Below are 24,194 nucleotides of genomic sequence, written 5' to 3'. Positions count from 1 at the left end.
CCATCATGTCCTTATATTGCAAAAAACTGTCCTACTGAGCAAAAGACAGATTGCAGCCGGATTCCCTATAATTATAGATAAGTAAGCGGTTAACTATCAATAGTTCGATGGAGGAATGGCCAGTGATTACTCAGAAGGATGCCGATTTTTACAAAGAAAATGGATATTTGCTCGTCAAAGGGGTATTCAATCAGCAGGAAGTTGAGGAAATGAGACAAGCGGTTGAGGAGATCATCCAGCGCGCTGCGGAAGCGAAGTCCGACCACAATCATCAATGGAAGGGTGATTTCCTTCCTGCGGAAGAGTTGAAGAAGCTCGTCCTGAAGGGGTTCCATGACGTGCATTATCATGACGCCGCGTTCATGCGCGCCGTTATTCATCCGAACATGGCCGCTGTGCTGAAGCGACTGATCGGCCCGAATGTGCTGCTGCACCATTCCAAAATGCTCGTGAAGCCGCCGGAAAACGGCGCCGCCTTCCCGATGCATCAGGATCATCCGTATTTCCCGCACGAGAAGCATACGATGCTTGCAGCTAGCGTTCATTTGGATCATGCGGATGAGGAGAACGGCTGCTTGCGCGTCATTCCGGGCTCGCACCGGAGCGGGACACTGAAGCACGTCGGGCAGCATTATTTGAATCACAAGGAGTATCCGGTCAAAGACGGAACGCCCTGCGTGGCTGAGGCGGGGGATGTGCTTTTCTTCAATTATTTGACGATTCACGGATCGGAAGCGAACCGCAGCTCCAGAACGAGAAGAAACGTCCTGTTTCAGTATCGCGACCCGAGCGATTTCCCGACGGAGAAGACGCATTTCGACTGGGGCATGGGCCTGATGGTCACGGGCAAGAACCCGCATTTCAAGCAGGTGAAACCGGAATTTAAAATTCTTTAAATAGAAAGGCGCCCTTGGGGTGCCTTTTGGCATTCGTAAGGGGCGCTGGCGGGATGCCACCTCGCTAACGGACACGGGCGCCATTACTGGTGCATTTCAGGCTGGTCATGCGACAGAATCGGCAAATAACGATTCTTGTGTCCGTTACAATTAGAATAGGACGCTTTTTGCCCGTGTATAACGTCCGCTGTGTCCGTTAGATGGGTCTGTCCCATTTTAAGGTTCTACTTTGGGACATTCTGTTGTAGGATGAATAGTAAATATGCAGGAACGGGATGGTGGTCGTTTGGATTGGACGCGCAAAGAGTTAAAAGATCGTGCGAAGCAAGTATTAAGAACCTCCTACTGGAAAGCGTTTCTCGTCAGCTTGCTGCTCGCCGTGCTGGGGGGCGGAGTATCCAGCTGTTCGTATAATTCGGGCGGCGGCACCTCCGCAAGCTTGCCCGGTCTGAACGGCAGCTGGGAGGAGATGAGCAACAGCCCCATGTTCATGGCTGTGATCGCAGGCGTCATTTTGCTGTTCCTCTTTATCCTGCTGCTCTCGATCGCTTTTCAAATATTTGTCGTGGCTCCGTTCGAAGTAGGCGGCATGCAATATTTCAAACAGGCTGCGCACGATGATGTGAACATGAATTATATGGTGTATTCGTTCCAGAGAGGCCAATATATGGCCATCGTGAAAGGGATGCTCTGGAAAAACGTGCTTACGTTTCTCTGGTTCTTGCTGCTGATCATTCCGGGCATCGTGAAGTCGTATGCCTACAGCATGGTGCCTTTCATTCTCGCGGATAATCCGGGAATCGGAACGAAGAGAGCCGTCCGGCTGAGCACGCAAATGACCTATGGCCACAAGTGGAAGATGTTTGTCCTGGATCTTTCGTTCCTGGGGTGGTACCTATTAGGAACGCTGGCGCTTGGCATCGGCATATTGTTCGTCCTGCCATACGATCACTCGACGAAAGCGGAGCTGTATAAGGTGCTTCGCCGGCAGGCGCTCTACGATGGCCAAACCAGCAGCAAGGAACTCCGGCTTCCTGAATGATGAAGCAAGAAGGACTGTCTCTTGAAGGCCGAACCGGTCTTCCGAGACAGTCCTTTTCTCATGCGGCTCCGCTTACTTGTGCAAAAGGTCTAGGAGCTCCTTCAGCTTGCGGATTTCGTAAGCGGGCCGTTTATGCTCAGGCGCCATCCGCTGATGATGATTGATCCAGACGCTCCGGATACCGGCCGCCAAGGCCCCGCTGATGTCGGTATCCAAATTATCTCCGACCATGACTGCCTCCTCGGCGGAGAGACCGAGCAGCTCCAGGGCATGCTCGAAAATAGCGGGATCCGGCTTCCCACGGCCAAATGTGCCGGATATAACGACGTGGTCGAAGTAGCCCGCCAACCCGGGGATACTATCGACCTTCTCCTGCTGCAGATCCGGCGCGCCGTTCGTGAGCAGCAGCAGTCGGTAGCGAGGGCGCAAAGCCTGCAGCACCTCGAATGTATCCTCATATACCAGCGGGCGCTCCCGCCGCTGCACCGCGAAGCGTGCGGCCAGCATCTTCCCTAACGCGGGATCGTCTATGCCCAGCTTCAGCAGACCTTCGGTCCAAGCCTGATTCTGATAAAGGGGGGCGAGCTGCCGGAGCTCCAGAAGCGCCGGGTGTCCGCCGGAGTCGAAGCGCCCCCATAGCGTTTCCAAATTCGTAAGTTCAATCATCTTCGCGTAATCGTAACAAGGCAGCTGCCGAAACAGGCGCTCCGATGCCGCCCGAACCTCATGCTCTAAAGCAGCAGGATCGACGCCCGTTGATTCGGCCGCCCTCCCGCAGACGTCCTCGAACGCTTCTTGAATGCTCTTCTCATCCCACAAAAGCGTGTTGTCTAAATCGAAAATTACCGCTTGGACCTGCTCCATCTCCATCATTCCTCCTCTATGTACACACTTAATTTCCAACAGAATGACAAGGAAGTCAACAAGAAAATGCATAACGTTCATTCGCTGTTTGTTTATTTTAATGAATAAACAAACCAAATCAAATTAAAAACACAAATTTTACATGGTTTTAACGCGTAGTTTACAAAACCCTAGTATGATATACATATAGACGCAACCAAATCCAAGTTGGGTTGAGTTAATAGAGGTAACAATCGATTCAGTCAAACAGGAGGAAATGTCGATGATACGAGCAGTTGTTTTGGATTGGGCGGGAACGATGGTGGACTACGGGTGCTTTGCTCCCCTGCATGTGTTTATGGAAGTCTTCCGAAAGCAAGGAATAGAGATAACGCTGGAAGAAGCCAGAGAGCCGATGGGGTTGCTCAAACGGGATCATATCGCTGCTATTTTAAATATGCCAAGAGTAGCCGGCTTATGGGAGGAACGTTATGGCAGGCTTCCGCAGACATCGGACATCGATGAACTTTATGCCGATTTTGAACCGAAGATGCTGGCTGTCGTGCATCAATATGCCGAACCGGTACCCGGTGCTGTGGAGCTTGTCGGGAGACTGCGCCAAAGCGGCATTCGCATCGGCTCCACGACGGGTTATACGGCGGAGATGATGGCGATCGTCAGCGCTGAAGCGAACAAACGCGGCTATGCGCCGGACCATCTTGTCACGCCTAGCGAAGTGCCGGCCGGACGCCCGTATCCTTGGATGATCTACAGGAATGCGGAAGCGTTGAACGTCTACCCGATGCATAGCTTGATGAAGGTCGGAGATACGGTGAGCGATATGAGAGAAGGCGTCCATGCAGGCGTATGGACCGTCGGCGTTATTCTAGGCAGCAGCGAGCTGGGTATGAGCGAAGCGGAAGTAGAAGCATGCGCACCGGACGTGCTGAAGGCGCGTATGGAGGCGGTCGCAGCGAAGTTCCGCGAAGAAGGCGCTCACTACGTGATTGCGTCTATTGGCGAGCTCGATCAGCTCATCCCTGCAATTAAGCAAAGACTTCTGGGAGGCGAACGTCCATGACGACAGGAACGAATGTGAATCAAATGCCGGATAACCCCTACCTGCTGCTAACGCCAGGTCCGTTATCGACAAGTAAAAAGGTGAAGTCGGCGATGCTGCGCGACTGGTGCACGTGGGATCGGGATTACAACGAGCTTGTGCAGTCCATTCGCAGCCGGCTGGTCGCGATGGCTTCCAGCAAGCCGGACGACTATACGGCGGTCCTGATGCAAGGCAGCGGGACGTTCTGCGTGGAATCGGTCATCGGCTCCGTCATTCCCAAGAAAGGCAAGCTGCTTGTACTAACGAACGGTGCTTACGGCACAAGGATCGCACAGATGGCTGATGTTCTGGACATCTACTCCATCGTGCTGGACAGCGGGGAAACGAAACCCGTGAATGTGGGGCAGCTGGAGGAAGTGCTGAGGATCGACAGCTCCATCACGCACGTAGCGGTCGTTCATGTGGAAACGACCACGGGGATGGTAAATCCTGTCGCGGACGTCGCTCGTATTGCCAAGCGGTACGGCAAAACGTTGATCGTCGACGCCATGAGTTCATTCGGCGGCATTCCGATCGATGTGGACGCACTCGGTATTGATTATTTAATCAGCAGCGCGAACAAATGCATTCAAGGCGTACCCGGATTCGGGTTCATCATAGCGCGCAGAGAAGCTATAAAGGCATGCAAAGGCCAAGCGCGCTCCTTGTCCCTCGATCTGTACGATCAGTGGGAGACGATGGAGAACGGTAACGGCAAATGGCGTTATACGTCACCGACGCATACGGTCCGAGCCTTCGATCAAGCGCTTCAGGAGCTGGAGGAAGAAGGAGGCGTCGCGCACAGATTCGCGAGGTACAGCCGCAACCAGCAGCTGCTTGTGGCCGGTATGGAGCGCTTGGGCTTGCAGCCTCTGCTGCCTGCCGAGCTGCAATCGCCGATCATCACTTCCTTCTTGTATCCGGATTCGCCTGTGTTTTCGTTCGATGCGTTTTACTCGCGCATGAAACAGGAAGGGTTCGTTATTTATCCAGGCAAAATAACAGCTTCCGCTACGTTCCGAATCGGCAACATCGGCGATGTTTATCCTGCAGATATCGAACGCTTGCTGGAAGGCATAGAAAAACAGCTGTTCTGGATAGATTAACACCGAAAACAACGTAAAACAAACTAAAAATTATTAAAAACATATATTTTACAAGTGTTTAATACTGATTTTACAAATCCTCTTTATACTAACCTTATCAGGTTGAAAAGAACCAACCGATAGAAACCAAACAAAGGCGGGAGTAAAGACGATGAAGAGATCACTAGGAAGCGCAGCGCTGTTATTGACAGTCGCAATCATGTTAGGCGCTTGCGGCGGTAAAGCGGCAAGCACAGACGGAGCACGGACGAGCGCAGCACCGGCGCCGGCAGCAAGCGCAGAAGCTGGAGTGGACGCGAAAAGCAAAGATTTGACCGTATATACGGCGTTGGAGGACGATCAGATCAAGACGTACCTCACGACTTTCAAAGCCAAGTATCCGGATGTGAAAGTGAATATCGTGCGTGACTCGACGGGAATCGTGACAGCGAAGCTGCTCGCCGAGAAGGAGAACCCGCAGGCGGACGTCGTATGGGGCTTGGCAGCAACCAGCTTGCTGGTATTGGACCAGAACAGCATGCTGGCTCCTTACGCACCCAAAGGTGTGGATCGCATTCTCCCCGACTTCAAGGACAAGAATCCGGTACCTCACTGGGTCGGTATCGACGCCTGGGAGACGGCATTTATCGTGAACAAAGTGGAGATGGAGAAGCGGAAGCTGCCGATTCCTGCCTCCTATGAGGATTTGGTGAAGCCGGAGTACAAAGGGCTGATCACAATGCCGAATCCGTCTTCCTCAGGCACCGGTTTCTTGACGGTTTCCGGCTTGGTTCAATTGAAAGGCAATGATGCCGCTTGGGATTATATGAACAAGCTGCATGACAACATAGCGATGTACGTTCACTCCGGTTCGAAGCCGGCGAAATTGGCGGGCACGGGCGAATACCCGATCGGTATCTCGTTCGGGTACCGCGGAATTCAAGAGAAGAAGAAAGGCTCGCCGGTGGAGGTCGTCTTCCCGAAAGAAGGCTCGGGTTGGGATGTAGAAGCCAATGCGCTGATGAAGAAGCCGGTCGTGAAGCAAGTGGCCAAAGACTTCCTGGATTGGGCGATAACCGACGATGTGATGAAGGAATATAACAAAAACTATGCGATTCTGGCGATCAAAACCGATGCAGCTCAAATTCCCGAAGGCTATACGGTCGATCCGGTCAAACAGCTGATCAAGAACGATCTGAACGACGCTGCCAAGAAGCGCGACTCTATTTTGGCCGAATGGGACAAGCGTTATAACGGCAAGAGCGAACCGAAGAAATAAGCCCGGTCCAAGGAAAAGGCTGACTGCGAACCTTGATTTGCAGCAGTCTTTTTCCATTAATAATTCGATAACAAATCAAGCTTATACTAGAGCTATTAAGACGAAGGAGGCTGCTTGATCATGCTGCAGGCGTACTTATCCATTCAAGGGATACATAAAACATTCGGATCTTTCAGCGCTTTGAAAGACATTCACATTGATATTCACAAAAATGAATTTATCTGCCTGCTCGGACCAAGCGGATGCGGCAAAACGACGCTGCTTCGGATCATTGCCGGACTGGAGAAGCCGTCGCAGGGGCGCATCGTGGTCGGCGGTAAGGACATCACCGATCTGCCTCCGGCCCGAAGAAATTTCGGTATGGTGTTCCAGTCTTATGCGCTGTTTCCGAATCTCACCGCTTATGAGAATGTCGCCTATGGCCTGCAGGGCAAAAAAATTCCGAAGAAGGAGATCGGCGAGAAGGTCCGCGAAGTGCTCTCGTTGGTCGACCTGCTGCATCTGCATGACCGCTACCCGGCGCAGCTGTCGGGAGGTCAACAGCAGCGCGTGGCGCTGGCTCGAGCCATCGTGCTTTCGCCTGATTTCCTGCTGCTCGACGAGCCGCTCTCTGCGCTGGATGCCAAAGTGCGCGTCAAAATACGCGAGCAAATATGCCAATTGCAGGATCAGCTGGGCATCACGACGGTGATGGTCACGCACGATCAGGAAGAGGCGTTGACGATGGCAGACCGGATCGTCGTGATGAGCAATGCGGAAGTCGTGCAGATGGGAACGCCCGAACAGGTCTACAGCGAACCGAATTGCCCGTTCGTCGCCGATTTTATCGGATCGATTAATTTCCTCGACGCCGGTGCGATTCGCCCTGAGCATATTCGCCTCACGGCTCCGGGTTCTAGCCGCGGGTTGCGCTGTACGGTGAAACACAGTGAATTTCGGGGCGCCTTCTACAGACTGCTGCTGCAGCCGGCAGGCGGCTCAGGGACGCATCGCGAGTTGCTGACGGTCGATGTGTCTCCGCAAGCTGTACACGAGCTTCGCCTTACAAGGAATGGGGAAGTTGACGTTGAATTCCCGCAGGATAAATTGATCGGCTTCCCGGCGGAAGCGCTGGCGGGTGTCCGATGAGTAAGGCAGCCATTAGCATGAATCCGCCGATCCGCCGCCGCTTCGGAGCATTGTTCACGCTGCAGAACGGCTTGATCCTTCTGCTCGTCGCGACCCTCCTGGTCAGCACGCTTATTCCGCTGCTGCTCTTATTCAGTAAAGCGCTGCTGAACAAACATGGGGAATATACCGGTATCGCCAATTTCATCACCTATTTTTCTACACCTTCGTTGCTGCAATCGTTAACGAATACGGTATGGATCTCGGCGTTATCTACCGTGCTTGCCGTATCGTTAGCATTTCTGTACGCATACGGCGTTAGCCGTACGGGCATTCGCGGCAAAAGCTACTTGCGCTATGTAGCGCTGCTGCCGCTCTTCGAGCCTACGATGATGCACGGCATCGCCCTGACGTATTTATTCGGCAATCAAGGGATGGTTACGCACGGTTTCTTCGGACTTCTGCCGGGGGTGCGTGTTCCCATCTACGGACCTGTCGGCATTATCATCTCGGAAGTGATTTATTTATTTCCACAAGCCTTTTTAATTTTTATAACCGCTTTGTCGATGACCGATCAACGGCTGTATGAAGCTGCGGAGTCGCTTGGCGCGAAGAAATGGAAAACATTTGTTACGGTCACGATACCGTCCGTTAAATATGGTCTCATTAGCGCTATTTTCGTCTGTTTCACGGCCAGTTTCACGGATTTCGGGGCGCCTCAGGCAATCGGGGGGAAATTTAACGTTCTCGCTACGGATATTTATAAACAAGTGATCGGCCAACAAAATTTACCGATGGGCGCGACGGTGGGCATCCTGCTGACCGTTCCGGCGGTCATCGCGTTCATCGTCGACCGGATTGTCGCAAGCAAGCAGCGGGCGATGCTTTCTTCCAAATCCACGCCATACCGCATACCGGAGGGACGCGACAGGGACCGGTTCTACAGCGTGTTCTGCCTGCTGGTATCCGTCGGAATCTTGGTCCCGCTGGCTACGATTGTTTTTGCTTCATTAGTGAACGTGTGGCCATATCATTTAACACTCGGATTCAAGCATTATAATTTCTCAAGTGTTGCGGGGTCGGGGCTCGAGCCGTTCTGGAATTCCATCCGGGTTGCGTTCGTTACGGCGGTTGCCGGTACGGTGATGACATTTGTTTTTGCCTATATCATCGAGAAAATGAGATCCTTGAAGCTCCTCCGGCAATTCGGTTATTTCCTGTCCATCCTGCCGCTTGCGCTCCCGGGGATGGTCATTGGCCTTGCGTACATTTTCTTCTTCAATGAGCCCGGCAATCCGCTTCATTGGATGTACGGGACGATGGCGATTATCGTACTTGCGAACATCACGCATTATTATGCGGTCCCGTTCATTACGGCCACGACGGCGCTGAAGAAGCTGGACAAGGATTTCGAACTTGTCTCGGAGTCGATGCGCGTGCCGTTGTACCGAACCTTTCTGCGGGTAACGGTCCCGATGTCCATGCCGGCCATTATCGAAATGGCGATGTACTTTTTCGTCAATGCCATGGTCACGGTTTCCGCGGTCGTATTTCTCCGGTCGGCCGATATGAATTTGGCGGCTGTCGCTTTGGTGAATATGGAGGATGCCGGAGACGTTGCGGCCGCAGCTGCCATGTCGACATTGATCGTCGTGACGAACATCGTCGTTCGTCTCGGGTATGAACTTATTTTGAAACGGGTAAAAAAAGGAACGGCTCCTTGGCAAACGGCCAAGTAAAACCCTATAATGGCTGTAGAATGCTTATAACTGGAGGATTTGCCCCATGTCATTAGTCGGTGAAGAACGGAAGGATTATATCCTCAACCAGTTGAATCTGGAGGGGAAAGTAACAACGAACGATCTGGTGGAGCGTTTGAATGTTTCATCGGAAACGATACGCCGGTATTTGGAGGAGCTGGAAGAGGAGAAGAAGCTGAAACGGGTCTACGGCGGCGCCGTCAAAATCAATCTATCCCGGGACGAGCCATCCCATCTGAAGAGGGAGGTGCTGCATGCGGACGAGAAGCGCAGAATCGGCCGGGCGGCGGCAACGATTGTGGAAGACAATGACGTTCTCTTCATTGACGACGGCACGACAACACTGCATATCATCGATTATTTGCTGAATAAGAAAAATATTACGGTGCTCACCATCTCCATCCCGGCACTCATCTTGTTGATCGATTACAAAAACAAAGGCTTGTTCTCGGGCGATATTTATTTGCTGGGGGGGCAAGTGAATGCGATGCATTCCCGGGTATCCGGTACGCTGGCGGAGAAAATGGTGGAGAACTTTCATGCGGACAAGGCGTTCCTCTCCGTGGACGGCATGATGCTGGGCAAAGGCATTACAGGTTTCGAGGTGGGCAAAGGTCAAATGACCCAGCAGTTCATGAAATATGCCAAGCAAAGCATTGCGCTCTGCGACCACTCCAAATTCGGACTTGTGCAATTCTACAAAATTGCCGATCTCGGAGAGCTGGATATGATCGTGAGCGATGTTCCCGCACCGAAAGAGTGGGAATCCGAGCTGGAGAAAAAGGGTGTCGTCTGGGTCTCAGCAAGTGAGTAGCTGTGTATGATAGTACAGTGATAATGACAAATGCGAGGGGATGATCCTGTTGTCCGTTCAACTGGAAAGAGCGCAGGCCGCTCGAAGTATGAGCGTCATGAAGCATGCCGTCACGATGCTGATGGGCGTGTGGCTCATTACAGGTCTGTTTATCGATGGCTTCGCTCATAATCATGGAGCGGTCGAAACGTTCTTTACGCCTTGGCATGCCATTCTGTATTCGGGATATTTGGCTTGTGCGGTGTGGATACTCAGCATCACGTACCGGAACAAAGCGGCAAACCGGCATCTCACATGGGCGGAGGCGATACCGGCCGGATATAAGCTCGGGATTGCGGGCGTTATCATTTTTCTTATCGGCGGTCTTGGCGATATGTTCTGGCACACGATTTTCGGCATTGAGAAAAACATCGAGGCGCTCCTCAGCCCTTCGCATCTCGTCCTATTGACCGGCGCGCTGATGATTCTGACCAGTCCGTACCGCGCCATGAGCAGTATGGAGGAGACGTCTCCGACATTTCGCAGGCTGCTGCCGGCGCTGACCTCGATTGCCTTAACGTTCGCGGTCTTGGCCTTCTTCCTTATGTATGCTTGGTCTTTCCGGCAAAACCTGTGGATGGCCAGGGAAGAGGATGCCGTCGCGAGAGCCGTGGTCGATTTCCTGGTGACGACTCTGCTGCTCGTCCTCCCCGTCATGCTCGTCATGAGAAGATGGCGGCTGCCGCTGGGCACGGTCACCTATTTCTTCGTTCTTGAAGCCGTCTTAATGGCCGGACTCGACGGATTCAACCATTACGGCTCGATCGTCATTTTGCTCATAAGCGGTATCGTTGGCGATTGGCTCTTCTATATGCTGAGCGGGAAAGAGGCGGACGCGTGGCAATACCGGCTTGTTTTCTTCTTGCTTCCCGTGTTGATCTGGGGCTTGTATTTCGCCGATCTGCAGCTGTATCATACGTTGGATTGGTCTCCGGAGCTGTGGGGGGGCACCATGTTCATCTGCGGTCTCGCATCGTTGGGGCTTAGCATCATGACGGCACCGCTCCGGCCCGGGAGAAACCAATGAAACAGTTGGCCATCCTGCTCATAGGGCTGACGATCCTTCTCAGCGGTTGCGGAAGGGCGTCCTCCCTGCAAGAGGGGATGGAGATGCCGGGGATGGCGGGAATGGCAGGGGCTGGATCCGCGCATGCCCATAGCAGCGATGCGATCGCTCATTTCGCGGTAACGGCCGACCGCTACATACCGAATGAAGAGGCAACGATCACGATTCTGATTCAAGATAAATGGAATAAACCCATTGATGCGTTCGACGTCGTGCATGAGAAGCTGATGCATGTGATCGTCGTTAGCCGGGATCTTGCTTACTTCGAGCATCTGCATCCCGAGCATACCGGTAAGGGGCAGTTCGAAGTCAGAACGAAGTTCCCGGCGAACGGCTACTATCAGCTCATTGCCGATTTCACTCCGCAGGGGATGGGGGAGACCGTGCAAACGCATTGGGTCACGATCGGCGGAGGGAGCAAGGATACCAAACCGCCTTCGCTGAAACCCGACACTTCGCTCGCGAAGGTGGTGCAAGGCAGGCAAGTGACGCTGGCCTTCGACCACCTGATGGCGGGGATGGATCTGGATATGGTCTTTACGATCAAGGATGCTGAGACGAAGCAGGGCATCACCGATCTGCAGCCCTATCTGGGAAGTTTGGGTCATGTCGTCGCGATCAGCGCCGATGGCAGCGACTATGTGCATGTACATCCGAACGACCAGACGGGGTCAGGGCCTGTGGCCGCCTTCAAAATTAACTTTCCCAAGAGCGGCATCTACAAAATTTGGGGCCAGTTTCAGCACCGGGGCGAAGTGTTGATTGTCCCTTATATCGTTCAAGTGCCTTGATAGGCTTGCGGCTGATGCCGTAGGCTTTTTTAACATGGACGTTATTGTTGCGTCAAATGCTGCGACGGGGTTCAAAATGAGCTTTCCGTTGTTTCAATTTCATTAGCGGTTACACCATTTCACATTCCAGGTCACCCTGAACCTAATAAAAAAACCTTCGCCACCGCGACGAAGCGGGTGCTGAAGGTTAAGGTTGAGGGGCCTTATTCGTTCGGTTCTTTACGTTTGTAAAACAGTCTGGAAATACCGACGCCTATCGCGCCAAGTCCGATGAAGAGGATCGCGCGAACGGCTGTGGATACGTCTGGCAGATCGATGAAGATGATTTTGAGCAAAGTGATGAATAAGAACAGGATGCCGACCCAATTCGCCTTGGCTTTACGGACGAACTGCCCTGCGATGATGAGCAGTACGGCGTAGACCGCCCAAACGCCCGAGAGGATCAGATGCTGATAATCGCTGTCCAAGCCTTTCGTCATGACATTCGTCAATTGGGAGACGTAAACGAGCAGCAGGACGAATTCCAACCAGAGTAAAACCATTGGAAATTGCGGGTGTACAAGGTCCGCTTTCGCTTGCTTACGGTAAAACGCATAAAGACCGCCGATGGTCACTACAAGCAAAAGCCAGGCGAATGTCTCGCTGGATAGGATGCAATCGATCCCATGATCGAATACGATGAGCATCCCGATGAAATAAGTCAGTGCGCCGCTAACTTGCTGCAGCCGGCTCCGGAAGCGGGTCCCCAGCACAAGGGCCAGGCTGCCTTCGACGAGCAGCGCCGCTCCCGCTTGATCGGCCCGCAGCACATAGATCAGCCACAGGAAAACGCCGAACGTTGCGATAGCGAGATGGGTGGACATATTGCGCTTGTTCCTATACAGCCAGACGGATGTGCCGATATATAAGATCGACCACAACGCCAGCATCGACTCGTAGAAGAGCCGATCGACACCTGAAGCGCCATACAGACCGTAGCTCCATGCTGCGAGCAGGCCGAAGCTGAGGAACAAGGCGATTCGCTGTCCGATCCGGCTGTCTTGTGAGCGTAGCAGCGAAACGGCGAAGAGGAGCAAGTGCTGAACGATCACAACAGCCAGCAGCGCGGGTCGATCGCTATCCTCATGGCCGGCAATCGTTGCAATGAGCAGCGGCAGATGAAGCACGCCGAATGCGGTGAAATAAGCGCTGCGGAACGAATAGCGCAGCGATAGCAGCAGCATCGCCATGGAGAAGAGGCCTTCATAGCCCGCGAAGGTCCACATGTTCGGCTGCTCGGTCTCGATGAGGAAGGGAACGAGATAGCCGGCTAGCAGCGTGATAATCATGAGCGCCTGCGAGCGATGGTGGATCGCTGTGTATACGCTGATTGCGAGAGAGATCACGTATAGCAAGAACGCGATGGAGGCCGGGATCAGCTCGAACAGCATATGCGCGGCAAACAGCGTCAGGATCAGCACCCCGCTCGCCCCGCCGAGCAGGACTTGCCCCAGCGCCGCGCGGTTGCGGCGGATTTGGACCTCCCCTTGCCAGTACATCAGGAAGGCTGCGGCAGCTCCGAGCCAGCACCGGATGGGCTCGGTAATGATGCCGGCATTGACGGCAGCGGTGAAGCCCCACAGCACGCCGAGCAGGAAGACGAGGATGAAGATGCGCGGCAGCCAGACGCGCGCGATCAGATGCTCCCAGTCTGTTGGGGGAGCTTGCGGGGCAGGCACCTTCTGGGCGGGGAGCTGCCGATCGGGCGAAGGCGGGAGCTGTGAGCCGGTGAGTGGTTGTTCAGGCTGAGATGAGAGCTGAGGTGCGTTAAGTTGTTGGTCAGGCAGAGACGGCAGCTGAGGCCCGGAAGTGGGTTGGGCGGCATGTTCAGCTGACGGCGGCGGTGGCCAATCGGGCCGGCCGGCTTTCGCAGCGTTGTCCCGTTCCAACGTATGGTGCAGCAGCTGTTCCAGCTCTTGGACTTTCTTCTCAAGTGCGGCGACGCGTCGTTCCAGATTCATAGTACCCCCTTGTAGCGTTGTTTTTTAGGTATGTTTTTCCAAGCCATTCTATGTTAACATGACCAAGGTGATACGCGGTATCAGGTGAGAAAAATAAAATCCGGACAACTGTGCTACAATAATCGGAAGAAGTCAATGGAGCAGGAGATGATGAATCATGAGTAATAACAAACAATTAAACGAGCAGGAACTGATCCGTTTCATCGCAGAGAAGTCGAATGCGGATGAAAAACAAATTCAACTCGTGCTGAAGTACGAAAAAGCGTATATTCTCAAAGCCGAGGAGAACGCCAAAGGGGAGGTCGACATCGACAGCGATGACCTGATCGATCACATTTTGAGCAGGCCGGATGTGAAACTGACGGAGCTGGCGGTCGACACCATTTTGGAGGCGGAAATGGATTATTTGATGAAGCATGGTTTCGCAGGCTATATCGATTAATGAAATGAGCGATGCAGGGGGTTATGCCTGCGTCGCTTTTTTTGCGCAGAAGACCTGGCTGGGCATAACTCCAGGTATCGATGTCGCGCATGCGGCTCCCTCCAAGCACAAGCAACCACTGAAAGGACTCCAAGTAACTTTAATGTCGCACGCAGCGCTCCCTCCAAGCACTAACAACAACTGAAAGAACTCCAAGTAACTCTAATGTCGCAAGTGGCGCTCCCTCCAAGAACAAGCAACAACTGAAAAATTCCAAGCAGCTCTACCTAAGCACATGCAGAACTCGTCCAAATACTGGTTAACTGGAAAAGCTCCAGTTATATTGCTTCCAAAATGTCTGGTAGGACGAATAGCGGGAATTTCTCATGTTAAAATCAGTAAAAAATGCACGAAAGCAGCACTTTTTATGAAATTAGCGTGAGGTTTTCCAGTTATCACAATAGATGGAGCATCATTCAGCAGAAATAAAGGGAGAAATTCCAGTTACGCCTGCGAATGGGCAGGCTTGTCTATTGATCGGCGATGAACGCAGCAATTCTAATGCAGCACACGCCGCTCTCTCGAAACTCAAGCAACAACTGAAAGAACTCCAAGCATCCCCAGTCGCACATGCAGGACTCGTCCGAGGACTGGAATAACTGGAAAAACTCCAGTTATAACGCTGCCAAAATGTCTGGTAGGACGAATAACGGGAATTTCTCATGTTAAAATCAGCCATCGATGCACGAAAGCGGCTTTTTTCATGAAATTAGCGGGAGGTTTTCCAGTTATCACGACTGTTGGAGCATCATTCAGCAGAAATAAAGGGAGAAATTCCAGTTACGCCTGCGATCGGGCAGGCTTGTTAAATCTGCAAACGGGTCTGGCTTTCTACGCCAGCGTATAGCCAGGCTTGTTACGCTGCGTATGGTTCAGCCTTGTTACACCTGCGATTACGGCTGGCTCGCCCATTCAGCAAAGAGCGAAGCAATTCTAATGCAGCACATGCCGCTCCTCCTTTTCCGCCCCGTTTCGTACAAGGTATCATCGCAAACTGTGCCAGAGACAAGCCATGAATATGTAACAAGGTACGTTAAGGTTAACCATTCAGTTAATTGAATAACGTATATTGACAGATAATAAACTTGGGATGATAATAGGTTTAGGCAAAATGGACTTATTTAATTAACTTACAAATTAATTTTATGGAGGTAATTTTCAGCTATGACGAATCAACCTCGTGCTGAGCACCCAAGACCGCAATTCATAAGAGACAGTTGGATGAACCTGAACGGCGAGTGGGAATTTGAATTCGACGACGAGCGCATCGGGGGCAGAGAGAAGTGGCATCTCGGAACTAGGAAGCTATCCAAAACGATTCAGGTACCGTTCGCGTTCCAAAGCAAGCTTAGCGGCATCGGCGATAACACGTTTCACGATGTCGTATGGTACCGCAGAGAGCTGGCGATTCCGGATGCTTTTAAGAACAAACGCATCTTGCTGCATTTCGGGGCTGTTGATTATGACGCTTCGGTTTGGGTGAATGGCTCCCTGGTAGCGACGCACGAAGGCGGGCACACGCCGTTTCACGCCGATATTACGGATGCCTTGCAGGACGGAACGAATACGTTGGTCGTCAAGGCGGTCGATTACAGCCAAGAGGTTACGCTGCCGCGGGGCAAGCAGTATTGGCTGAAGGATTCGGCTAGTATTTTTTATACGCGTACGACTGGAATCTGGCAAACGGTTTGGCTGGAGGCTGTTGCATCCGAGGCCTATTTGGATAAAGTGAGAATTACCCCCGACATTGACGAGAAGCAGGTGGAGTTCCAATTTTTCATTGAGAGCGACAACAAGCAAGCTAAACAACAGGTGAAGGTTGAGATTTCTTTTAAAGGCGAGCTTGTTGCGGAAGACACGTATCTGCTGAAAGGCGGTTCGGGTGCGAGAAAGGTTCGTTTGAACGATTTTAACGACCATGGGCTTGGCGGCTGGTGGTCACCGAATAAACCGAATTTGTATGACGTCAAATTTACGCTGCTCACCGATGGCCAGGCTGTGGATGAAGTAACGAGCTACTTCGGTATGCGCAAGGTTTCAATTGAGAATGGCAAGCTGTGTCTGAACAACCGGCCGTTTTTCCTGAAAATGGTACTGGATCAGGGGTATTTCCCGGATGGCAACTTGACACCGCCAAGCGATGAAGCGATCAAGCGGGATGTGGAGTTGACGAAAGCGATGGGCTTCAACGGCGCCCGCAAGCATCAGAAGCTGGAGGACCCCAGATATTTATACTGGTGCGATGTGCTTGGGCTGGTCGTGTGGAGCGAAGCGGCTAACGCATACGAATATTCGGAGAAATATGTCGGACGTTTCACGAAAGAGTGGCAGGCTTCCGTAGAGCGCGACTATAACCATCCTTCCATCATTGCGTGGGTTCCGCTGAATGAAAGCTGGGGCGTGCCGAATATTCAAATCGACAAGCGGCAGCAGCAGCACGCGCTGACGATGTATCATTTGACGAAGTCGCTGGATCCGATGCGTCCGGTCATTTCCAATGACGGCTGGGAAATGGTCCAAACCGACTTGTTCGCGATACACGACTACGAATGGCGCGAAGAGGTACTGCAGGATCGCTACAGCACGGCTGAGAAGGCCGTACACGCCATGCCGGCTAACCGCCGTCTGTCTGTCGAAGGGTTCCCGTATGCCGGCCAGCCGATTCTCGTTACCGAGTTTGGCGGCATCGCTTACAAGAAGAGCGACTGGGAGGGCTGGGGATATTCCGGCGCCGACAATGACGAAGACTATGAGAAAAGGCTGCGCGCCGTTATCCGTCCGCTGCTGAACTCGGGCGTGGTCCAAGGATATTGCTATACGCAATTAACGGATGTGGAGCAGGAAATCAACGGCTTGCTGACGTATGACCGGGAGCCGAAAATTCCGCTAGACGTGATCAAAGCGATTAACGATCGTAAATAAGAGAGGCCGGGGCCATTCAGGGCCCCGGCTTTTTCAAATTAGGAAACAGGCCTCGACGACTTTCCCTTTCCTTATTCATCCGCCTGCTCGACCCAGATCATAGCCTCATTGGAGAGGACCGTTCCCGTGTGGACAGGATCATTCACTTGATAGGCATATTGTGCGGCCGATCTTAGCGGGATACGCCTTGTATTGGGCCGTGAGACGACCGCTTCGGTATAGGTGATCTCGGTTGAACCGTTCAGCGGGACTGCCCATAAGACGAGGGGCTGAGTTACCGGTGCTGTCAGATTCACCGGCACATCGCCTATGCGCAGTGTACCCGGCAGCAGCGTGGTCAGCGGCGAAATCCAATTTTGCACGGTTACGCTGTCCGCGGACAGGTTTCCCGCGTTGGACACCCGGATTCGGAAGTGAACGGTCAATCGGCTTTTCGCCGGAAGCGATCCGACATACAGGGAGCTGGGCAGCGGCGAATCCCCCTTCCGGGATGAGGCCGGACAGCCAAATATCGGCGGCGATATTGCCGTCATTCGCAACTGTCACGCCATAAGCCATCCCTGGCAAAACTATGCGAAAGCACCGCCTCCTCAGCATATGAGGCAGACGGTGCTTTCACGGCGAAGCTTGTTATCCCTTGACGGCGCCGATCATGACGCCTTTGACGAAGTACTTTTGCACGAATGGATACAGAATGAGAATCGGCACGGAAGCGACCATAATCGTCGCGTATTTGATCGTTTCTCCGATCTGGAACTGGTCGGCGGCATTTGCCCCCGTTGACATCGCATCGGTATTGTTCGCGATGAGAATTTCCCGCAAGATCAGCTGCAGCGGATACAGCTCGCGATCCTTCAGGAAGATGGAGGCGTAGAACCATCCGTTCCATTTCTCAACGGCATAGTACAGGATCATGACGGCAATGACCGGCATGGAGAGCGGGATGACGATGCGGAACAGAATGACCAAGTGGCCCGCCCCGTCCATTTTGGCTGACTCCTCAAGACTTTCGGGAACGGCCATGAAGGCGGTGCGCATAATGATCAGATTAAAAGTGTTGACGGCGAACGGCAATATCGTAGCCCAGAGAGAGTCAATGAGACCTACGCCCTTCACGACCAGATAAAGCGGGACCAAGCCGCCGCTGAAGAACATCGTCAAGACGACGACAAAGATAAATACGTTGTTCCACATCACATTTTTACGCGAGAGCACATAAGCGCCAAGCGAGGTGACGATCAGGTTCGTGGTGACACCGAATACTAGAATGAACAGCGTATTCTGGTAACCTTGGAGAATAGCCGGATTGGCAAAAACGCTCTTATAAGCTTCGAAGCTGATGCCCAGCGGCTTGTATAGAAACCCTTTGTGCGTAATCAACTGCCCAGCGTCGCTGATGGAAGCGAAGGCGACATAAATGAGCGGATATAAAGTAATGACAACAAGCAGAAGCAATAGAATATGGTTGGTTATCGTAAAGGCTTTGTCGGAGACGCTCGTTTTCATTGCAGTCCCTCCTTTCTTACCATAAGCTGCTTTGGCTTACTTTTTTGCTGATTTTGTTGGCGGCAATAAGCAGGGCCAAGTTGATGACTGAGTTAAACAAGCCGACGGCTGAGGAGTAGCTCCATCCGAATTCGATAAGCCCTTTCCGGTAAACGAAGGAGGAGATGACATCGGCCGTGTCATAGGTGCTCGGATTGTACAGCAAAATAATTTTCTCAAAGCCGACGTTAAGCAAGTTCCCCATCCGCAGAATGAACATAATGGCGATCGTCGGAAGAATGCCCGGCAGCGTAATGTTCCAGATTTGTTGAAGCTTGCTGGCCCCGTCCATTCTCGCAGCTTCATATTGCTCCTGATCGATGCCCATGAGTGCGGCCAAGTAGATGATGGACTCCCAACCGATCTTTTGCCAAATTTCCGATAAAACATAGATGGTCCTGAACATTTCCGGTCTCTGCAAGAACGCGGTATCGCTGACGCCGAAGTAAGTCAGGAAGTTATTAATTAACCCGCCGTTATTCGTAAAATCTTTGATCATCCCGGCGATGACGATAAGCGAAATGAAATAAGGCATGTACGTAACCGTTTGCACAAAACGCTGAAACTTTTTGTTCACCAGTTCGTTAATCAATATCGCCAAAATAATCGGCGCCGGAAACTCAAAGCATAACGTATAGAGCGAGATGATGACCGTATTTTTGAGAATGCGCCAGAAATAATACGAACCGAAAAAGTCTTTGAAGTGATCGAAGCCGACCCATGAGCTGCCCAAAATCCCTTTGGCCGGCGTATATTCCTTGAAGGCAATCAGCGCGCCGTACATCGGCGCATAATGGAAGATGACATAATAGGCGATAACAGGAACCATCATCAAGTACAAATATTTGTTGAGCAGAAAATCGCGTCTAAACCGGACTTGGAACGCAGCTTGTCCCTCTTTGCGCATGATATCTCTCCTTTCGCCTGGTTAGTAAAAACGGGGAGAGCGGCTGCCCTCCCCCCTGGCGTGTTATCTATCTTTTGTTGAAGCGGTCCAGCGATGCTTTCTTGATTTCGAGCGCGCGGCTCAGCTTAACGGACTTGAATTTCTCTTGGTACTTCTCGAAGGAATCGACAGGCTCGGTGCCCAAAATAATTTTGACCGTCATTTCATCGACCAGCGTGTTCAGATCCGTCATGATTTTGGCGAGCTCGGTGCTTTCTTCCGGTGTCGCTGTGATTGGCGGCAATTTGTATTTGTCGACGTTCGTTTTCGACCAGGTCGTAACGGCGTCGCGCTGCGTTTGCAGAGCCAAATATTGCTCGACGTAACGCTTATCTTGAACGAAAGGACCGTTGTAGTTACCGCGAACGTACAGGGAGAGCGCTTGTGCCGGAGCCAATTTATCCGGATTCTTCATTACAAGGTCCGTATATTTCGGATATCCGTTTTCCATTTTGTACGAAACGCCTTCAGTTCCGAAGTTGAAATAATTATGTCCTGCTTCGGAGTAGCCGTAGTCAAGCATCTTGGCAGCAACCTCCACATTTTTGGAGTTTGCCGTAATGGCGACCATACCGCCCGGCGAGAAGGCAGGATCTTTCTGGCCGTACATCGCAATGTCGCCTTTTTTGAGCACCGGATACGGCGCTGCGACCAGCACGCCTTTCGGATCTTTCGCCGAGATGAGCGGCTGCCATTTGCCGATACCGCCGCCGGCATTATTGACGGTTGCGCCTGTTGCGCCGGAAGCAATGTTGGCGTCTAAGGCTTTGCCGTCTGTCGTTGCAAAGTTTTTATCGATCAGCCCTTCTTCATACCATTTGTGCATGGTAGCGAGGAAATCTTTATAGCCTTTTTCAGCTGGACCGAATTTGATCGTGCCGTTATCAATGAAGAAATCGCGGGTTACGCCGTATGCGCCGGCAAAAGCGCCGTTGCCCAGCTCATTGAAAGGTCTTGGTACAGAGATGACAGAGAACGCGGCCGTAGCGCCTTTCTTCTCTTTGAACGTTTTGAGTGTCGTATACCAATCGTCAATCGTTTCCGGCATCGGCAGACCAAGCTCATCAAGCCAATCTTTCCGAAGGATCGGGCCTTGGTACACACGCAGATAATCGTCGCCGCGAATGAACGGGAAGGAGTAGTAGCTTCCGTTATCGGTTTTTACCTGCTTATCGATTTCGGGATGTTCTTTGAGATACTTTTTCAAGTTGGGCGCAAATTTATCGATCGTATCGTTAAGTTTCAGAATATAACCGTCTTTGATCGCTTTCTCTGGTCCGCCTGGGAAAGCCCCTTGCCAGTCAAATTCGATCATGTCAGGGAGATCGCCCGATGCCAACAGAACGTTCAATGCTTGCGATCCTTGGTTGGTAGGAGGAGCCAGGAATTTCAACGGAACGCCGGTCTTTTTCTGCCATTCTTGGAAGAACGGAACGTCTGCGTGAGCAGCCTTCACCCCGGTTAAGTTGCCGGGAAGCTCGCCCCAGTACGTTAATGGTTTGTCTTGTTTAAGCGGATACGTAACCGCACTGCCAGCCGGCGCCGCCGAACTTCCGGCCGTTGCCTTGGGTGCTTCGCTGGAACTGGTAGCCGGCGTGTTCGATGTAGAACAAGCGACGGTCAAGCTTCCCATTAACGTCGTTGCGACAAGCACAGTGAACATTTTTTTTCTGTTTTTTTGCATACTAGACCTCCTAAGCGTTTTTCGATTGAAAAACCGGAATTGAAAGCGTTACCGAGTTTTTCGCTGACATAAACCGTTAAGCCGATGCGGGTAGAGGTGCTTATGTGGTACACCTTCACTATATGATAACGCTTACATTCAAAGCTATCTGCAAAAGGTCCAAATGCATCTCGAATTGTTGTGAAATGCTCTACAAAATGTCCAATGTTATCTTCAAAATAGCCAAAATGGGGCGAAACGAGCCTGAAATAGGACGTTTCGACGGGCAAACCTTCCGTCTGGCCGGGTTTGTTCATGAAGAAAGGAAGCTGAAAGGACAGCCGAGCGGCTGCCCTTTTCGTTATTTCTGTATAAGCTCCTTGTATTTCCCGGGGGTAATACCTTCTACTTTCTTAAACACGCGGATGAAGGCGTTAATATCGTTGAAGCCGACCCCGTTGGCGGCGTCGCCAACCGATTGTTCCTGTTTGCCAAGCAATTGCTTCGATTTGTCGATCCGCACTTTGTTAATGCGGTCGAGCAGCCCTTCGCCTGCATAATCCTTGAACAGCTTCGACAAATACGTGGCCTTGCGGTCAAAATGAGTGCCGATCATCGAGACATTCAAATTGGCGTCGGAATAATTATCTTCGATGAACGTGGAAATCTCTTCAACGAGCTGCTGCAGCGCCTTCTGCCGCTGTTGAGACATGGTGGCCTGCCGCTTCGCCGAGGTGTATTCGCAGATGCCGGCCAGCATTTCGTTCAATTGCCGGTGCATGTCTTCCAACGTTTTGCTGTTGAGCAGCCGGTCGATAAGCTTCGGATTCCGGGTGAAAATGCTTTCCTGCATGTCGCCGGTTTCACTGATGCTCTTCATCATCGTCGTAATCAGGCACAGCATCAGGCATTTGGTCAAAGAAACGGAAATGCCGCGAACCTCGAAATTTTTGGTCATAATGTCGGCCAGGATCGTTTGCGATTCTTCCAATTCGCCTGACTTCAGCGCGTACAGGAATTGCTGCTCGACCTGCATCGGATAATAATAGCCGGAAACGGGCTCGCAGGCTCTGTTGGCCTGCAAATCGTCGTAAGCCAGGATTTCTCTTCCGCCCATAACGAGCTTATAAGCCATCGAATCCAGAGCTTCCCGGAAGGCTTGGGGCACGTTTGCGATCTGTCCGTGAACGCTGGAAATCGAGATCGTGAGGTGAATGTCGTAAGTCGCCGACAGAAAATTTTGCGTCTCCTCGGCGATGCGCAGCAGCTCTTCTTTGGCGCTTTCACCCTCATCACTCGTTATATTGACCAGACAGGCCACAGAATCGTCAATTTCCGTCGCATAGCCCCGATGCCGCTTGGAGAGCAGCTCTTCTACGACATTCATAATAATGAATTGCAGCAGCTTCCATTTGTCCTCATCGGACTTATGCGTGATGCGGCTGAAGAAGGGAGCGTGCTTATCGACAACGAACAGCATGACGGCAAATTCGTTGCGGTCCAGCTTCATATCGAAGGCGGTCAAAGCCTCGAAGATCGGAATATGCCGGTCGTGTTTGCCCTTGAGCAGCTTTTCGATGAAGTGGGAGCGGACCATGTGGCGCTGCTGTTCGATTATGGTCTTGAAATCGGCGATTTCGAGCAGCGTGTTGTCAACCGCTTCCTGAATGAAGTGAAACTCATTGTACCTCTGGCCGGAGGCCATCGCCTCCTTTTTGGAGAAAGCATGCACCAGACGTCTGACCGGGTTATAGTTTCTGCGCAGAAAAAATATCGTCAAGATACCGCCGCCAAGCAGCGAGATCGCCATGCTCATATAAGTCAAGTTGCGGATATGCGAAGCTTTCTGCCAATAAACCGTGCTGGGCATGATCGATACATACTTCAGCTTGGACATTGGCGACTGAATGGTGAAAATCTCATATTTCTCGCCGTCCGAGCCGGTGTAATAGAGATTGGTGGCTTCCGTCAATTGGTCATAAGGGAAATCGGCGGGAAGCAGGCCGGTCGAGTTGGATGCCAGCACTTGGTTTTCATTATTTAAAATAAGCACGTGGCCCTTATTAAAGATTTCCATATTTTGAATGGCGCCAAGGATGCGGGATTGATCGATCATGATGACATTGGTAGCGAGTGGCTGATTATGCTCGACGGCATAAGTGCTGACGTAAGCGACTGACTTGCGCAGCTTATTGTCGTCGCCGATCCGGTACATCGGGATGAAGCCTTTGAAATTAGGGCGTGTCATAATTTCTTGCCATGCGGAGAAGGGGAATTCGTCACTCATATGCAAAGTCTGGTAGGCAAATGCGCTAGAACGAACGGTAGTGGGCAGGATAACGGATTGATCTTTGTACAAATAAACATAGAACGAATCGATTAACGGATAAGAGGTTTTGTACAGGGAAAGATTACGGGCAATTTGCGAGATATCATAAAGATACTCTTTGGGAAATGCTTCATACTTGTTGGAATACAGCAGTTCCTGCATGTTCACGTTCCAAGTGAGCTCGAAATTCAATTGCTCCATCGCTTTGAATTGGTTGTCCATCACTTCGCGCACTTGCTTCAACAGGGAATCGTTCGCTTGCTGAATTTCTTCCTTTAACGTTTTGCTCGATTCCACATACAATAGTAAGCCGATAGCAATGGGTAAAAGGAGAATGACGATATAGGAGATCATCCACGTCAGAACAATACTTTGTCCATTAAAGATGATTTTATTCTTCATGATTAGCAATCCCCTCACATCAAGAGTCGATTAGGATTAGGAGCTCTAAGGCGATGCTATGAATGCGCTCTCATTTCATTGT

19 protein-coding genes are annotated in these 24,194 nt (G+C 51.8%); 12 read left to right on the top strand and 7 right to left on the bottom strand.

Annotated features, from left to right (window positions below; all coding sequences use genetic code 11):
* Positions 1-122 precede the first annotated feature (122 nt).
* Together PUT07_RS02465 and PUT07_RS02460 are read left to right on the top strand one after the other, a co-directional pair.
* A complete protein-coding gene (locus PUT07_RS02465) occupies positions 123-896 on the top strand; it encodes a phytanoyl-CoA dioxygenase family protein (RefSeq protein WP_274466167.1) in 774 nt (257 codons plus the stop codon).
* 262 nt (positions 897-1,158) lie between these two features.
* Positions 1,159-1,938 (top strand): DUF975 family protein, encoded by a 780-nt coding sequence (locus PUT07_RS02460; RefSeq protein ID WP_274466166.1) that lies wholly within the window; start codon positions 1,159-1,161, stop codon positions 1,936-1,938.
* A 72-nt stretch (positions 1,939-2,010) separates the two neighbouring features.
* Here the strand turns inward: PUT07_RS02460 and PUT07_RS02455 are convergent, their stop codons facing one another.
* Complete coding sequence (locus tag PUT07_RS02455; protein ID WP_274466165.1) at positions 2,011-2,802, bottom strand: HAD family hydrolase; 792 nt, start codon at positions 2,800-2,802, stop codon at positions 2,011-2,013.
* 262 nt (positions 2,803-3,064) lie between these two features.
* Here PUT07_RS02455 and phnX point away from each other — a divergent pair, with 262 nt between their 5' ends.
* From phnX to PUT07_RS02415, 8 genes are all read left to right on the top strand, one after another.
* A complete protein-coding gene (gene phnX / locus PUT07_RS02450) occupies positions 3,065-3,862 on the top strand; it encodes a phosphonoacetaldehyde hydrolase (protein WP_274466163.1) in 798 nt (265 codons plus the stop codon).
* Positions 3,863-3,885: 23 nt separating this feature from the next.
* A complete protein-coding gene (phnW, locus tag PUT07_RS02445) occupies positions 3,886-4,989 on the top strand; it encodes a 2-aminoethylphosphonate--pyruvate transaminase (protein ID WP_274467437.1) in 1,104 nt (367 codons plus the stop codon).
* Between the two features lie 151 nt (positions 4,990-5,140).
* Positions 5,141-6,247, top strand: coding sequence for a putative 2-aminoethylphosphonate ABC transporter substrate-binding protein (locus PUT07_RS02440; protein ID WP_274466162.1), 1,107 nt, complete (start codon positions 5,141-5,143; stop codon positions 6,245-6,247).
* 123 nt (positions 6,248-6,370) lie between these two features.
* Positions 6,371-7,375 carry an ABC transporter ATP-binding protein gene (locus PUT07_RS02435; protein ID WP_274467436.1) on the top strand — a complete coding sequence of 335 codons (1,005 nt, stop codon included), beginning with the start codon at positions 6,371-6,373 and terminating at the stop codon, positions 7,373-7,375.
* The gene (locus tag PUT07_RS02430; RefSeq protein WP_274466161.1) at positions 7,372-9,093 is read left to right on the top strand and encodes a putative 2-aminoethylphosphonate ABC transporter permease subunit; all 1,722 of its coding nucleotides are present in this window, start codon (positions 7,372-7,374) and stop codon (positions 9,091-9,093) included. Before PUT07_RS02435 ends, PUT07_RS02430 begins: the two co-directional genes overlap by 4 nt.
* Before the next feature lie 46 nt (positions 9,094-9,139).
* On the top strand, positions 9,140-9,928 hold the full coding sequence (locus tag PUT07_RS02425) for a DeoR/GlpR family DNA-binding transcription regulator (protein WP_274466160.1): 789 nt from the start codon (positions 9,140-9,142) through the stop codon (positions 9,926-9,928).
* 49 nt (positions 9,929-9,977) lie between these two features.
* Entirely contained in the window at positions 9,978-10,994 is a 1,017-nt protein-coding gene (locus PUT07_RS02420; protein ID WP_274466159.1) for a hypothetical protein, read from the top strand.
* On the top strand, positions 10,991-11,824 hold the full coding sequence (locus tag PUT07_RS02415) for a hypothetical protein (RefSeq protein ID WP_274466158.1): 834 nt from the start codon (positions 10,991-10,993) through the stop codon (positions 11,822-11,824). Before PUT07_RS02420 ends, PUT07_RS02415 begins: the two co-directional genes overlap by 4 nt.
* Before the next feature lie 203 nt (positions 11,825-12,027).
* Here the strand turns inward: PUT07_RS02415 and PUT07_RS02410 are convergent, their stop codons facing one another.
* Positions 12,028-13,824: a DUF2339 domain-containing protein gene (locus PUT07_RS02410; RefSeq protein WP_274466157.1), complete on the bottom strand. Its 1,797-nt coding sequence runs from the start codon at positions 13,822-13,824 to the stop codon at positions 12,028-12,030.
* A 157-nt stretch (positions 13,825-13,981) separates the two neighbouring features.
* Here PUT07_RS02410 and PUT07_RS02405 point away from each other — a divergent pair, with 157 nt between their 5' ends.
* Positions 13,982-14,266, top strand: a complete 285-nt coding sequence (locus tag PUT07_RS02405) for a hypothetical protein (RefSeq protein WP_274466156.1) — start codon at positions 13,982-13,984, stop codon at positions 14,264-14,266.
* Positions 14,267-15,469: 1,203 nt separating this feature from the next.
* Complete coding sequence (locus PUT07_RS02400) at positions 15,470-17,227, top strand: glycoside hydrolase family 2 protein (protein ID WP_274466154.1); 1,758 nt, start codon at positions 15,470-15,472, stop codon at positions 17,225-17,227.
* 71 nt (positions 17,228-17,298) lie between these two features.
* On the opposite strand, the gene PUT07_RS02395 is transcribed toward PUT07_RS02400, so the two are convergent.
* From PUT07_RS02395 to PUT07_RS02375, 5 genes are all read right to left on the bottom strand, one after another.
* Positions 17,299-17,760 carry a hypothetical protein gene (locus PUT07_RS02395; protein ID WP_274466152.1) on the bottom strand — a complete coding sequence of 154 codons (462 nt, stop codon included), beginning with the start codon at positions 17,758-17,760 and terminating at the stop codon, positions 17,299-17,301.
* A gap of 97 nt (positions 17,761-17,857) precedes the next feature.
* Positions 17,858-18,733, bottom strand: a complete 876-nt coding sequence (locus tag PUT07_RS02390; RefSeq protein WP_274466151.1) for a carbohydrate ABC transporter permease — start codon at positions 18,731-18,733, stop codon at positions 17,858-17,860.
* A 16-nt stretch (positions 18,734-18,749) separates the two neighbouring features.
* Positions 18,750-19,679, bottom strand: a complete 930-nt coding sequence (locus PUT07_RS02385; RefSeq protein ID WP_274466150.1) for an ABC transporter permease — start codon at positions 19,677-19,679, stop codon at positions 18,750-18,752.
* 67 nt (positions 19,680-19,746) lie between these two features.
* Positions 19,747-21,402 carry an extracellular solute-binding protein gene (locus tag PUT07_RS02380; RefSeq protein ID WP_274466149.1) on the bottom strand — a complete coding sequence of 552 codons (1,656 nt, stop codon included), beginning with the start codon at positions 21,400-21,402 and terminating at the stop codon, positions 19,747-19,749.
* 340 nt (positions 21,403-21,742) lie between these two features.
* Entirely contained in the window at positions 21,743-24,112 is a 2,370-nt protein-coding gene (locus tag PUT07_RS02375) for a helix-turn-helix domain-containing protein (RefSeq protein WP_274466148.1), read from the bottom strand.
* Between the last annotated feature and the right edge of the window lie 82 nt (positions 24,113-24,194).

The sequence above is a fragment of the Paenibacillus sp. MAHUQ-63 genome (assembly GCF_028765165.1).
Lineage (GTDB): Bacteria > Bacillota > Bacilli > Paenibacillales > NBRC-103111 > Paenibacillus_E.
Note: the sequence above shows the minus strand (reverse complement) of the source record. Positions and strands in the feature narration are given on the sequence as shown.